The 12,808-nt window shown below is 71.3% G+C and carries 15 protein-coding genes; 3 read left to right on the top strand and 12 right to left on the bottom strand.

Features of this window, described 5'->3' with window-relative positions; all coding sequences use genetic code 11:
- Together PD653B2_RS25220 and PD653B2_RS22300 are read left to right on the top strand one after the other, a co-directional pair.
- Nucleotides 1–447: HNH endonuclease signature motif containing protein (locus tag PD653B2_RS25220; RefSeq protein ID WP_207568287.1), on the top strand; the 447-nt coding region annotated here is incomplete at its 5' end.
- Between the two features lie 85 nt (nt 448–532).
- Nucleotides 533–1,195 carry a hypothetical protein gene (locus PD653B2_RS22300; RefSeq protein ID WP_133059078.1) on the top strand — a complete coding sequence of 221 codons (663 nt, stop codon included), beginning with the start codon at nt 533–535 and terminating at the stop codon, nt 1,193–1,195.
- Between the two features lie 48 nt (nt 1,196–1,243).
- Here PD653B2_RS22300 and sucD read toward each other — a convergent pair whose 3' ends face one another.
- The 3 genes from sucD to PD653B2_RS22285 form a co-directional block, all read right to left on the bottom strand.
- Nucleotides 1,244–2,140, bottom strand: coding sequence for a succinate--CoA ligase subunit alpha (gene sucD / locus PD653B2_RS22295; protein WP_085874626.1), 897 nt, complete (start codon nt 2,138–2,140; stop codon nt 1,244–1,246).
- Between the two features lie 11 nt (nt 2,141–2,151).
- Nucleotides 2,152–3,312 carry an ADP-forming succinate--CoA ligase subunit beta gene (gene sucC / locus PD653B2_RS22290; protein WP_085874625.1) on the bottom strand — a complete coding sequence of 387 codons (1,161 nt, stop codon included), beginning with the start codon at nt 3,310–3,312 and terminating at the stop codon, nt 2,152–2,154.
- Nucleotides 3,313–3,465: 153 nt separating this feature from the next.
- The gene (locus PD653B2_RS22285; protein ID WP_085874624.1) at nt 3,466–3,876 is read right to left on the bottom strand and encodes a cobalamin B12-binding domain-containing protein; all 411 of its coding nucleotides are present in this window, start codon (nt 3,874–3,876) and stop codon (nt 3,466–3,468) included.
- Between the two features lie 369 nt (nt 3,877–4,245).
- Here PD653B2_RS22285 and PD653B2_RS22280 point away from each other — a divergent pair, with 369 nt between their 5' ends.
- Nucleotides 4,246–5,097, top strand: coding sequence for a M23 family metallopeptidase (locus PD653B2_RS22280; protein WP_165763583.1), 852 nt, complete (start codon nt 4,246–4,248; stop codon nt 5,095–5,097).
- Nucleotides 5,098–5,227: 130 nt separating this feature from the next.
- Here the strand turns inward: PD653B2_RS22280 and pcrA are convergent, their stop codons facing one another.
- The 9 genes from pcrA to PD653B2_RS22235 form a co-directional block, all read right to left on the bottom strand.
- Nucleotides 5,228–7,660 (bottom strand): DNA helicase PcrA, encoded by a 2,433-nt coding sequence (pcrA, locus tag PD653B2_RS22275; protein WP_414689176.1) that lies wholly within the window; start codon nt 7,658–7,660, stop codon nt 5,228–5,230.
- Nucleotides 7,661–7,706: 46 nt separating this feature from the next.
- Nucleotides 7,707–8,186 (bottom strand): hypothetical protein, encoded by a 480-nt coding sequence (locus tag PD653B2_RS22270; RefSeq protein ID WP_085874621.1) that lies wholly within the window; start codon nt 8,184–8,186, stop codon nt 7,707–7,709.
- Nucleotides 8,187–8,196: 10 nt separating this feature from the next.
- The gene (locus tag PD653B2_RS22265) at nt 8,197–8,559 is read right to left on the bottom strand and encodes a response regulator (RefSeq protein WP_085874620.1); all 363 of its coding nucleotides are present in this window, start codon (nt 8,557–8,559) and stop codon (nt 8,197–8,199) included.
- A 43-nt stretch (nt 8,560–8,602) separates the two neighbouring features.
- On the bottom strand, nt 8,603–9,049 hold the full coding sequence (locus PD653B2_RS22260; RefSeq protein ID WP_085874619.1) for a chemotaxis protein CheX: 447 nt from the start codon (nt 9,047–9,049) through the stop codon (nt 8,603–8,605).
- Nucleotides 9,046–9,438: a response regulator gene (locus PD653B2_RS22255; RefSeq protein WP_085874618.1), complete on the bottom strand. Its 393-nt coding sequence runs from the start codon at nt 9,436–9,438 to the stop codon at nt 9,046–9,048. The genes PD653B2_RS22260 and PD653B2_RS22255 overlap by 4 nt, the downstream gene beginning before the upstream one ends.
- The gene (locus PD653B2_RS22250) at nt 9,426–10,262 is read right to left on the bottom strand and encodes a CheR family methyltransferase (RefSeq protein WP_085874617.1); all 837 of its coding nucleotides are present in this window, start codon (nt 10,260–10,262) and stop codon (nt 9,426–9,428) included. Before PD653B2_RS22250 ends, PD653B2_RS22255 begins: the two co-directional genes overlap by 13 nt.
- The gene (locus PD653B2_RS22245; RefSeq protein ID WP_085874616.1) at nt 10,259–11,353 is read right to left on the bottom strand and encodes a protein-glutamate methylesterase/protein-glutamine glutaminase; all 1,095 of its coding nucleotides are present in this window, start codon (nt 11,351–11,353) and stop codon (nt 10,259–10,261) included. The genes PD653B2_RS22250 and PD653B2_RS22245 overlap by 4 nt, the downstream gene beginning before the upstream one ends.
- 42 nt (nt 11,354–11,395) lie before the next feature.
- The gene (locus PD653B2_RS22240) at nt 11,396–12,247 is read right to left on the bottom strand and encodes a hypothetical protein (protein WP_085874615.1); all 852 of its coding nucleotides are present in this window, start codon (nt 12,245–12,247) and stop codon (nt 11,396–11,398) included.
- Nucleotides 12,248–12,279: 32 nt separating this feature from the next.
- Nucleotides 12,280–12,808 (bottom strand): methyl-accepting chemotaxis protein (locus tag PD653B2_RS22235; RefSeq protein ID WP_242665405.1); only part of this gene is annotated, 529 nt, incomplete at its 5' end.

Here is a 12,808-nt window from a genome sequence, read left to right as displayed (position 1 = left end):
CAGGTCGTGCTCAACGTCCATTCGGACGGCGGACCCTTCGCCACCCTGGAGAACACGAGGTCGTTCCACTCCCTCGACCAGGTCCGCGACTGGTGCCAGGCCGCCAGCGTGCACGTGCGTCAGGTCATCGACCTCAACGAACACAGGTGGAACCAGGGCCACGACCCCACCCCGCTGCTGCGGGAGCAGGTGATGCTGACCCACCCCACCTGCGTGTTCCCGCACTGCACCCGACCATCCAGGTCCTGCGACGCCGACCACATCATCGAGCACGACCAGGGTGGTCCGACCTGCTCGTGCAACCTCGCCCCCCTGTGCCGCCACCACCACCGCCTCAAGACCCACGGCGGGTGGTCGTACGAACGGGTCGCAGCCCGGGTCTTCCGCTGGACCAGCCCCCACGGCCACATCTACCTCAACGACCTCACCCACCCACGACATACCTGACCCACCGACCCCGCCGGCCACCGCCGACGGGGCCACACCCACGCCCGGAGGGCAACTGAACGGTCCGGGACCGCGTCCCACGGGCATGAGAGTGCTCGTCAGCACCGCAGCGTGTGCCCTGCTCCTGCTTGCGGGGTGCGGCGACCAACGAGCCCAGCCCACGGCGTCGACGCCTGCGCCCGCCCGGCACACGATCCCGGCCGGCTTCCCGCTGCTGAAGGGCTACCCGCCCGACAGCGACGCCGAGTCCGCTCAGGATGGCCGCGAAGGCCCCAGCCGGTCGATGGAGCCGATGGTGCCCGAGGCGTGCGGCTCTCGGGCGCAGGTCCCGACACACGACGACTGGCTGCGGGGCAGCTGGACCAACCCCGAGGACTACCGGCAGCGCCAGCTCGTGGACTTCGCTCACCTCCGCCAGGCGCGGGCGTACGCCGAGCGCCTGCTCGACCTCTACCGCGACTGCCCGCGCGAAGGGCCGCGCGACGACACCGGGCACCACGCAGTGCAGCGCGGCCACCTCGGCGACGCCGCCGGGATCGTCACCACGACGTACACCTACCGGGGCTCCCCGCGGCCCGGGCTGATGGTCACGCACGTGGTCCGGGTCGGGACGGCCGTGCTGCTGGCGTTGACGTACAACGAGGGTGGTGCGGGCCGGCACCCCGCGCGCGAGGCCGCCCGGGAGCGTCGCCGGACCGCTCACGAGATCGAGGGTGTCGTCACCGCCACGCGCCATCAGCTGAAATGACGTCGACCCGCCCACCTGCCGGTGGACGGGTCGACGACCAGACTGAGCTCAGAGGTTCTTGAGGATCTCTCGCATCAGCTCGGCGGTCTCGGACGGCGTCTTGCCGACCTTGACCCCGGCGGCCTCGAGAGCCTCCTTCTTGCCCTGCGCGGTGCCCGCACCGTCGGCGACGATGGCGCCGGCGTGGCCCATCGTCTTGCCCTCGGGAGCGGTGAAGCCGGCGACGTAGCCGACGACGGGCTTGGTGACGTGCTCCTGGATGTAGGCCGCGGCCTTCTCCTCGGCGTCGCCACCGATCTCGCCGATCATCACGATCGCCTTGGTCTCCGGGTCCGCCTCGAACGCCGCGAGGGCGTCGATGTGGGTGGTCCCGATGATCGGGTCGCCGCCGATGCCGATGGCGGTCGAGAAGCCGTAGTCACGCAGCTCGAACATCATCTGGTAGGTCAGCGTGCCGGACTTCGACACGAGACCGACCGGGCCCTTGCCGGCGATGGTCGCCGGGGTGATGCCCGCGAGGGCCTCGCCCGGCGTGATGATGCCGGGGCAGTTCGGGCCGATGATGCGGGTCTGCTTGCCCTGGGCGTAGGCCCAGAACTCGGCGCTGTCCTGCACCGGCACGCCCTCGGTGATGATCACCAGGAGCCCGATCTCGGCGTCGATGGCCTCGATGACGGCGTCCTTGGTGAACGCCGGCGGCACGAAGGCGACGGAGACGTCGGCGCCGGTCTCGGCCATCGCCTCCTTCACGGAGCCGAAGACGGGCAGCTCGACGGTGGCGCCGGAGGCGTCGACGTGGCTGACGGTGGTGCCCGCCTTGCGGGCGTTGACGCCGCCGACGACCTGGGTCCCGGCCTTGAGCATCAGGGCGGTGTGCTTGGTGCCTTCACCGCCGGTGATGCCCTGGACGATGACCTTGGAGTCCTTGTTCAGAAAGATCGACATGTCTTCGTCCCTTACGCGTTCGCGAGCTCGGCGGCCTTGTCGGCCGCACCGTCCATCGTGTCGACCAGGGTCACCAGCGGGTGGTTCTTCTCGTTCAGGATCCGGCGGCCCTCCTCGACGTTGTTGCCGTCCAGACGTACGACGAGCGGCTTGCTGGCCTCGTCGCCGAGGATGTCGAGCGCACCGACGATGCCGTTCGCGACCGCGTCACAGGACGTGATGCCGCCGAAGACGTTCACGAACACGCTCTTGACCTGCGCGTCGTTGAGGATCACGTCGAGACCGTCGGCCATCACCTGGGCGGACGCGCCGCCACCGATGTCGAGGAAGTTCGCGGGCTTCACGCCGCCGTGCGCCTCGCCGGCGTACGCGACGACGTCGAGGGTCGACATGACCAGGCCCGCGCCGTTGCCGATGATGCCGACGGAGCCGTCGAGCTTCACGTAGTTGAGGCCCTTCTCCTTGGCCTTCGCCTCGAGGGGGTCGGCCGCGGCCTTGTCCTCGAACTCGGCGTGCTCGGGGTGGCGGAACTCGGCGTTCTCGTCGAGCGAGACCTTGCCGTCCAGCGCCTCGAGCTTGTCGCCGGCCAGGCGGGCCAGCGGGTTGACCTCCACCAGGGTGGCGTCCTCCTCGACGAAGACCTCCCACAGCGCGAGCACGGTCTGCACGGCCTGCTCGGTCAGCGCCTCGGGGAAGGCCGCCTCGGCGACGATCTCGCGGGCCTTGGCCTCGTCGACGCCGGCGCCGGGGTCGATCGGGATCTGCTTGACGGCGTCGGGGTTGGTCTTCGCGACCTCCTCGATCTCGACACCACCCTCGACGCTGGCGATGCAGAGGTAGCGACGGTTCGCGCGGTCGAGCAGGAACGAGAAGTAGTACTCCTCCTCGATGCTCGCGGCGGGGGCGATGAGCACCCGGTTCACCGTCAGGCCCTTGATCTCCATGCCCAGGATGTTCGTCGCGTGCTCGAACGCCTCGTCGGGCGTCTTCGCCAGCTTGACGCCGCCGGCCTTGCCACGACCGCCGGCCTTGACCTGGGCCTTGACGACGCAGACACCGAGCTTCTCGGCGGCGGCCTTCGCCTCCTCAGGCGTGTTGGCGACGATGCCCGGGGTGCCCGGGACGCCGTGCTTGGCGAAGAGTTCCTTCGCCTGGAATTCCATCAGATCCACAGATCCACCATGTCCTGTTGTCGGAGCGGGCAGGCGCGCAAGACGCCACCACGTGCTCAAGGGGTGTCTTTTGCACCTTAGACCCGTGTCCGGGCGTACGACGAGGGCGGGTGGACGTGACGTGAGGCACTGCCCCGGGCCGTCCGGAGAGCCTCAGCCGGCGAAGCGCTCGGCGACCCAGCTCGTGATGTCGGTGGTCGTGGCTCCGGGCGTGAACACCTTGGCAACCCCGATCTCCTCGAGGACCGGGATGTCCTCCTCGGGGATGATCCCGCCGCCGAAGACCACGATGTCGGAGGCGTCGCGCTCCGCCAGCAGGTCGACGAGCTTGCGGAAGAGCGTCATGTGGGCACCGGAGAGCACCGAGAGGCCGATCAGGTCGGCGTCCTCCTGGATCGCGGTCTCCACGATCTGCTCCGGCGTCTGGTGCAGCCCCGTGTAGACCACCTCGTGGCCGGCGTCGCGCAGGGCCCGGGCGACGATCTTGGCACCCCGGTCGTGACCGTCGAGTCCGGGCTTGCCGACCACGATCCGGATCCGCTGGGTCGAGACTGTCGAGGCCATGCAGGCAGGCTAGCCGACGGCGTGAGCCTCGCCACGTCGGCGGGACCCTGGTAGAGCCTCGGGGTCGAGGATTCGGCGCGGCACGACGCCGACAGGAACCTCGAGACACCTCTCGGGAGACGCTCCACAACCGCAAAGATTCCACAGGAATCTGCCGAAGGTTTCTCCGGGCCGTGATCTGTCCGTTACAGTCGGTCCTCGCCGTCTGAACCCCGAGCAGCGGAGCAAATATTCATGGGTAACCACCGAGCGGAACGTCGCGGCCCCGGCCGCCGTCCCTCGGACCTCGCGACGCCGATCACCCCTGCGATACCCGCCCCTGTCGGCGGCAAACGCCGGGCCGAGAAGCCGGTGCGGTCCGCCAAGCTCGTGAGGACCGCTGACACGCCCGCCCCGGTTCCCGCTCCCGAGGCGTCGGCCCCGGTCGTCGAGGCGGCGGCCCGCGCCGGTGCTCGCGTGGCCCACCGCCACACGGCGTCCCGCGGCTCGCTCTTCCGCGGCCTGCCGTCCCCGCCGATCCTCCTCGGCGTCGCCGCCCTGGCGATCTCGGCCGGCGGGGCCCTGACCGCGGCCAACGGCGGTCTCGACGCCGACGACGCCCCCCGCTTCAGCCAGGCCAGCGCCCTCAGCGGCGCCAGCGACGTCTCCCGGGTGACCACGCTCGACCGCCAGACCGTGAGCCGTGACTCCCGTCGCGACGCCCTCGCCGACGCTGCCGACGCCGAGCTCGTCGCCCAGGCCGAGGACCAGCTCGAGCAGCGCAACGCCGCGCTCGCCAAGTTCGCCCAGCAGGCCGAGCAGCAGGCCGCCAAGCTCCGCCTCAACCAGTGGGTGCTGCCGGTCTCCGGCTACCACCTCACCGCCGGCTTCGGCGAGTACAGCGGCCTCTGGTCGCACTTCCACACGGGCCTGGACTTCGCGGCGCCCAGCGGCACCGAGATCCACGCCATCGCCAACGGCGTCGTGACGTCCGTCGGCTACGACGGCGCCTACGGCAACAAGACCGTGATCACCCTCGACGACGGCACCGAGCTGTGGTTCTGCCACCAGACGTCGTACACCGTCAGCGCGGGCCAGGAGGTCCACGCCGGTGACCTGATCGGCTACGTCGGCTCGACCGGCAACGTGACCGGTCCGCACCTCCACCTCGAGGTCCGCCCGGGCGCCGGTGACCCGGTCGACCCCTACGAGGCCCTGGTCGTGCACGGGCTTCAGCCGTAGCGAGGCCGCGTCAGCGGACTCGCCCAACGGCGAGGTCGCGACCGGCGTACCGAGACCCAGCCGACAGCGCTGACGACCTCACCGGGTCTCGATACGCTCGCCGGCGCTCGCCACTCGACCAACGAGTGCGTCAGAGCTTCTCGACCGGCGCGTAGCGGAGCAGCAGCCGCTTGACGCCCTCGGACCCGAAGTCGACCGAGGCGACCGTCTTGTCGGCGACGCCCTCGAGCGCGACCACGGTGCCCATGCCGAACGAGTCGTGGACGACCCGGTCGCCGGGCTCGAGGCTCGGGATCTCGCGCGCGGGCTTGGCCCGCGCGGCGGCGTCGGCGCGCAGCGCAGCCGAGGAGAAGTTGCGCCGACCGGCCTCGGTCGGGGTGCCCAGCCGCGCGGCGGCGGGCGACCCGCTGGCGAGGTCGGGGCGGCCCCAGCGGGTCTGGGCGGCCTCGGTGCGACGCCAGTCGACCAGGTCGACCGGGAGCTCGTCGAGGAAGCGTGAGCCGGGGTTGTGGGACGGCGCGCCCCAGGCGGAGCGCACCACGGCGCGCGAGATGTAGAGCCGCTCGCGGGCCCGGGTGACCCCGACGTACGCCAGGCGGCGTTCCTCCTCGAGCTCCGGCTGGTCCCCGAGCGCCCGGGCGTGGGGGAAGACGCCGTCCTCGAGGCCGGTGAGGAACACGACCGGGAACTCGAGCCCCTTGGCGGTGTGGAGCGTCATCAGGGTGACCACGCCGGCGTCGTCGGTGGCGTCGGGGATCTGGTCGGTGTCGGCGACCAGCGCGACCCGCTCGAGGAAGTCGGCGAGCCCGGGCGCCACGATGCCGGCATCGACGTCGGTCGGGTCGGCCGACGGCCCGGCGACGGGATCGTCGGAGAACTCCCGGGCGACCGCGACCAGCTCGGCGAGGTTCTCGACCCTGGTCTCGTCCTGGGGGTCGTCGGAGGCCTCGAGCTCGGCGACGTAGCCGGAGCGTGCGAGCACGCTCTCGAGGACCACGTCGGCCCGCTCCCCCGCGTCGACCATCGACTGGAGCTCCTCGACCATGGCGACGAAGCCCTGGATGGCCGTCAGGGAGCGGGTGGCCAGCCCCGGGGCTTCCTCGGCCCGCCGCAGCGCCTCCCAGAACGTGATCTGCTCCCGGTCGGACAGTGCCTGCACGCACTCGACCGCCCGGTCGCCGATGCCGCGCTTGGGGGTGTTCAGGATCCGGCGCAGCGAGACCTGGTCGGCCGGGTTGACCAGCATCCGCAGGTAGGCGAGCGCGTCGCGGACCTCGCGGCGCTCGTAGAAGCGCACCCCGCCGACCACCTTGTAGGGCATGCCGAGCCGGATGAACACCTCCTCGAAGACGCGAGACTGCGCGTTGGTCCGGTAGAAGATGGCGACGTCGGCCGGCCGCAGCCCGACGTCGTCGGTGAGCTTGTCGATCTCCTCGGAGACGAAACGGGCCTCGTCGCGCTCGTCATCGGCGACGTAGCCGACGATCCGGGGCCCGTCGCCCGCGTCCGACCACAGCTTCTTTGGCTTGCGACCCTTGTTGTGGCCGATCACGGAGTTGGCGGCGGTGAGGATCGTCTGGGTCGAGCGGTAGTTCTGCTCGAGCAGGATCGACGTGGCGTTCGGGAAGTCCTGCTCGAAGTCGAGGATGTTGCGGATGTTGGCCCCGCGGAAGGCGTAGATCGACTGGTCGGCGTCGCCGACCACCATCAGCTCGGCCGGCTCGACCCGCTCCGCCGGCTGGTCGCCGGCGGCGACGGTCTCCTCCAGGGTGTCCGCGCAGAGCTGGTGGATCAGGGCGTACTGCGCGTGGTTGGTGTCCTGGTACTCGTCGACCAGCACGTGCCGGAAGCGGCGGCGGTAGGTCTCCCGCACCTCGGGGAACTGCTGGAAGAGGTGCACGGTGAGCATGATCAGGTCGTCGAAGTCGAGCGCGTTCGCCTCGCGCAGCCGGCGCGCGTAGAGCGTGTACGCCGCGGCGTACGTCTCCTCGAGCTTGTTGTGCGCGTCCTTGGTGGCGTCCTCGGCGTCGCGCAGCTCGTTCTTGTGGTTGGAGACCCAGTGCAGCAGCGCACCCGGCTGGTAGCGCTTCGGGTCGAGGTCGAGGTCCTTGGCGACCAGCGCCATCAGCCGCTTCTGGTCGGCAGCGTCGTAGATCGAGAAGTTGGACTTGTAGCCCAGCTTGTCGATCTCCTTGCGCAGGATCCGCACGCAGGCGGAGTGGAACGTCGAGACCCACATGATCCGGGCGCGCTTGCCGACGAGGTCCTCGACCCGCTCCTTCATCTCGGCCGCGGCCTTGTTGGTGAACGTGATCGCGAGGATCGACCCGGGGTGCGCCTTGCGCTCGGAGATCAGCCAGGCGATCCGCCGGGTGAGCACCCGGGTCTTGCCCGAGCCGGCACCGGCCACGACCAGCAGCGGCGCGCCTTCGTGGACCACGGCCGCGCGCTGCGGCTCGTTGAGCCCCTCGAGGAGCTCGTCCCGGGTCGGGCCGCGGCGGGGCGGGGTCTCCTCGGTGCGGTCGTGGGCCGGCATTCCGGGCAGCGGGATGGAGGTGCTCATGCTGGGGACCAGCGTACGGCGGGCCTCCCCCATCCCACCCCACGGCTCAGGCGGCGTGGCCTCCCACGACCGAGAGCGAGCCGGTGCCGTAGCCCTGGATGTCCAGGCTGACGTCTTCTCGCGCTCCCAGGGTCGCCGCCCAGGCGACCACGTGCGCCGGGACCGGGTCGGTGGGCGCGAAGGTCGCCGAGAGCCGCTGGTGCACGCCGGACGCCTCACCGAGCGGCGCGGCGAGCACGTTGAGGATCTCCGCGGCGTTCTCGTAGAGGTTCGCCGGGAGCCTCCAGTCCTCGACGGCAGCTTCGGCCCCGCCCTTCGGCATGAGGGCCAGCGCGGCGCCGGCGTGGGCCGCGAGGGCCAGGTCCATCACCACGACGGCACGCAGGCGGTGCGCGTCGTCGACGTACGTCGCGACGACCGGTTTCGGGATGTCCATCAGCACGGGCCGGCCGTCACGGATCGCGACGTCGCGGCCGAGCAGGCCCTCGAAGACGTCCTTGATCTGCTTGCGGTCGGGGAGGTCCATGGGTCGCTCCTCAACCGAGCACGCCGGCGAGGGCGGACTCGAAGGACTCGGGGGTGAACGGCTTGGCGATCAGGAACATCGCGCCGGCGGCCTCGGCCGTCTGCCGCATCTCCGGCGACCCCTCCGACGTCACGAAGCCGAACGGCACCTGGTTGCCGGTGCCCCGGAGGTCCCCGAGCAGCTCGATGCCGGTCTTGTGGGGCATGTTCCAGTCGGAGAGGACCAGGTCCGGCCGCTCGGTCATGACCTTGTCCAGCGCCTCAGCGCCGTCGGAGGCCTCCACGAAGGCGTGGTTGCCGAAGCCGGCCTGGCGCAGGGTGCGCAACACGATCTGGCGCATCACGCGGCTGTCGTCGACGATGAGGATCTTCATTTCTGGGCTCTTTCGTTTCTCGTGGTACGACGGGGCTGCAGGGTCAGGCCGCGTCCGGGACGACCTGGACGAAGACGGGGGCTCCGCGCCAGGCGACGACGAGACACTCGTCGGACGCCGGGGACGCGGAGGTCTCGCTCACCCCGGGCAGGCCGAGGGCCAGCACGCCGCCCAGGGCGCCCTTCACGCTCCCCCCGACGATGTTGAGGACCTCGCCCACGGCGTCGTGGACGTCGTCCTCGGGCAGCGCCTCGTCGGGGTCGACGCCGAGCATGGCGATGGCGATCTGAGCGGCGACGCCGCTGTCACACGTCAGCACCAGGCGGCCGTTCCAGTCACCGCGCAGCTCGATCTGCGCCTGGAGGCCGGTCTCGAACTCCGGGGCGACCCCGGCGGGCCAGGGCTCGGCGGCCGAGAAGAGCATCGAGCCCCAGACCTGCTCGATGGCGGCGTGGACGAGCGCCTCGTCGGGCGCGGCGACGCGGGTCATGACGGCTCGCCCACCGACACCGGCAGGAGGCCGAGCAGGTCGAGCTTCTCGACCATGGCGTCGGCCGTGAACGGCTTGATGAGGTACTCGTGGGCGCCGGCGGCCAGCGCTCGCACGATCCGGTCCGACTCGCTCTCGGTGGTGACCATCATCAGCGTGATGGCTCGCCACTCGGGGCGCCTGCGGACCTCGGTGACGAACGTCAGTCCGTCCATCACGGGCATGTTCCAGTCCACGCAGGCCAGCGTGGGCAGCTGGGTCTGGGCCTCGAGCACGTCGATGGCCTCCTGGCCGTCGCCGGCCTCGAGCACCTCGAACCCTGCGTCGCCGAGGATGCGGCCGATGATCCGGCGCATCGCCCGCGAGTCGTCGACGATCAAGACACGCATGAGCGGTGTTCCTCTCTGATCCGGTAGACCGACGAACTTCCGGCCGGTACTCGTTCCCAGGCGTCGTCGACGCCCATGGTCATCTCGGCCGCACCCAGGAAGAGGTGGCCGTCGGGTGCCATCACCTGACGGACCCGGCGCAGGATGTCCTGCTTCGTCGCCAGGTCGAAGTAGATGAGCACGTTGCGCAGGAACACCACGTCGAACCTCTCCATCGGGGGGAACGGGCGCATCAGGTTGAGCTGGCGGAACTGCACCTGCGACGAGAGCGCCGGGCTGATCCTCCAGCTGAGACCCGCCCGCTCGAAGTGGCGGACCAGCGTCGTGGCCGGCAGGCCGCGGTTGACCTCCAGCTGGGAGTACAGACCGCTGCGGGCCCGGTCGAGCATCTCCTGGGAGAGATCGGTCGCGAGCATGTCGACCTTCCAGCCCGTCAGCTCCGGGGTGTCCTGCGCGGTCATCAAGATGCTGTACGGCTCCTGGCCGCTCGAGCACGCTGCCGCCCACACCCGGATCTGCCGGTGCGGCCGCGTCTCGGCCAGCGTGGGGAAGACCGACTCGCGCAGCGCCGTGAACGGGTCGGAGTCTCGGAACCACGAGGTCTCGTTCGTGGTGAGCGCCTCCACGACGAGCCGGAGCGTGGCCGGGTTGCGACGCGTGGACAGCTCCCTCACGAAGGCGTCGACGTCGCGATGACCCGCCGTACGCGCCAGGGAGACGAGCCGGGACTGGACGAGGTACTCCTTGCCGGGGTCGAGCACGATCGCGCTCTCCGCGCGCACGAGCTCGCGGACGAAGGTGAAGGCGTCTGGGCTGATGGTCATGACCGAGCTCCCGTCGAGGCGAGCGGGGTCCGCTCGGGCGCGAGGCGACGGAGCAGCTCCGGCCCGATCTCGCGGAGCGGCAGGACCTGCTCGGCGAGGCCGGCGTTCGCCACAGCACCGGGCATGCCCCAGACGACGGCGCTCGCCTGGTCCTGGGCGAGCACGCTGCCGCCGCGCTCGACGATCTCGTGGGCGCCGTGGCGGCCGTCCGAGCCCATGCCCGTGAGCACGACGCCGAGGACCGCGGGTCCGACCGCCGCGACCGCGCTGCGGAAGAGCACGTCGACGGAGGGGCGGCAGTAGTTCTCCGGCGGTGCCTGGGTCAGCCGCGTGACGAGGCCGCGCGCCTCCGAGACGACCTCGAGGTGGAAGTCGCCGGGCGCGATGCTGACCGTGCCCGGCCGGAGGAGCTGGCCGTCCGTGGCCTCGACGACCTCGAAGCCGAGCTGGCGGTCGAGGCGCGCGGCGAACTGGCGGGTGAAGAGCGGCGGCATGTGCTGGACGACGGCCACCGGGACGGGGAGCGCCGGCAGCAAGGAGAAGAGCGTGCTGAGCGCCTCCGGGCCGCCGGTCGAGCTGCCGATCACGAGCAGGCGGTGCCCACCGGCGGGCCGCGCAGCGGGGCGGCGGAGCGGCGGAGCCACGGTGGGGGCGACCCGGCCGAGCGGTCCGGAGAAGGAGGGGTCGCGCGGGACCAGCGACTTGATGCGCGGGATCAGCGCCTCGCGCACCAGCTCCATCGAGCGGCCGACGCTGCCGGCGTTGGCCGGCTTCGGGACGTAGTCGGAGGCACCGGCAGCGAGGGCGTCCAGGGTCGCGGCGGCTCCGCGCTCGGTGAGGGTGCTGAACATGATCACGGGCACCCGGTTGCCCGAGGCCCGGAGGCTGCGGACCGTCTCGATGCCGTCCAGCTCGGGCATCTCGATGTCCATGGTCACCAGGTCCGGGTCGAGCTGCGCGATCTTCTGCAGGCCGGCACGGCCGTTGACAGCGGTGCCGACGACCTCGATGTCGGGATCCTCGGAGAGCAGGTCGGACACGAGCCTGCGGATGACGACCGAGTCGTCGACGACGAGCACCCGGATGGTCATGCGGGGTTGATCGGCGGTGTGGCGCCCGACCTGAGTGGACCGCTAGGTCGTGCCGTACACGCGGTGCCACGGGCGGAGCAGCACCTCGGCCTCGGAGGCGGGCAGGAGGTCGCCGACGGCGGTCGCCTGGAGGACGCCCGCGAGCGCGTTCCAGACGCCGTACGCCGCGTCCCGCGCCGTGAAGCCGGCCCGGCGGAAGGCCAGGACGCCGGACAGGTGGACGTCGCAGGAGAGGCGGAGCCGCTCGGTCATCGAGAGCGCCCAGGTCGCCTGGTGCATGGCGGGCGCCCACTGCGCGGTGTGGAGGCGGAGGCCGTCGACCACGTCGCGCCAGGCTCGCCGCGCGGGCTCATCCGCGCCGACGAGGACCTCGAGCAGCCGGTCGACCTCCGCGACGCCGGTCCGCGCCGCGCCGTCGCGGGCAGGAAGGCCGGCACGCACGAACGGCGCCGCCATCGCCCGGCGGTCGTCGTCGCCCAACCGGCCACGCAGGTAGCCGCCCACGGCCGCGTCGGCGAGGACGTCGGCGGCGTCGGCGGCGACCGGGTCCTGGACGGCCATCGGCCCGCTGTGCAGCCAGGTCCAGTCGAGAACGTCGCGCCGGACGAACCGGTCGAGCGCGTGCTGGTCGCCCAGGAGGCTCGTCTCCAGCCGTCGCAGCACGGCGGTCTCACCGCCGGTGGTGTCGTCGCGGGAGGCCCCGGTCGGGACCGCGGCGCGGGCCCGGGCCCACGCGGCCCGGGGCGTCGCGCCCGGGTGGCACGCGGCGAGCCGCCCGAGCTCGTCGGGTCCCGCTGCGAGCGCGGCCCGCAGCACGGCGGCGACCTGGTCGCCGCCGGCGAGGCGCGTCAGGTCGAAGCCGAGCGCGGGGCCACCGACGACGGAGTACGGCACCAGCCGACGCTAACGGTCGCGGGGTAGCGGTGTCAGACCCGGCGGAACCGCGAGATCTCGGTCCGGAGGTCCTGCGACATCCGGGCCAGCTCCGCGATGGCGGTCAGGGTCTGGTTGACCGCGTGGGTGGTGCCATCGGCCGCCGCCGACACCCCGGCGATGTTCGCCGCGATCTCACCCGACCCGGCCGAGGCCTCACCCACGTTGCGCGCCATCTCGTTCGTCGTCGCCGTCTGCTCCTCCACCGCCGAAGCGATCGTGAGCTGGTAGTCGTTGATCGAGGTGATGATCGCCGCGATCTCCCCGATCGCCGCCACCGCGCCCGCCGTGTCACCCTGGATCGCCTCCACCCGACGCGCGATGTCCTCGGTAGCCCGAGCGGTCTCCTGCGCAAGCTCCTTGACCTCGTTGGCCACCACAGCGAACCCCTTGCCCGCCTCACCCGCCCGAGCAGCCTCGATCGTCGCGTTCAACGCCAACAGGTTCGTCTGCTCCGCGATCGAGGTGATCACCTTGACCACGTTGCCGATCTCCTGACTACTCGTGCCGAGCTTGGCCACC

The sequence above is a fragment of the Nocardioides sp. PD653-B2 genome (assembly GCF_002117935.1).
Taxonomy (GTDB): Bacteria; Actinomycetota; Actinomycetes; order Propionibacteriales; family Nocardioidaceae; genus Nocardioides.
The sequence above is the reverse complement of the archived record's forward strand: the minus strand, read 5'-3'. Positions and strand labels throughout refer to the sequence as shown.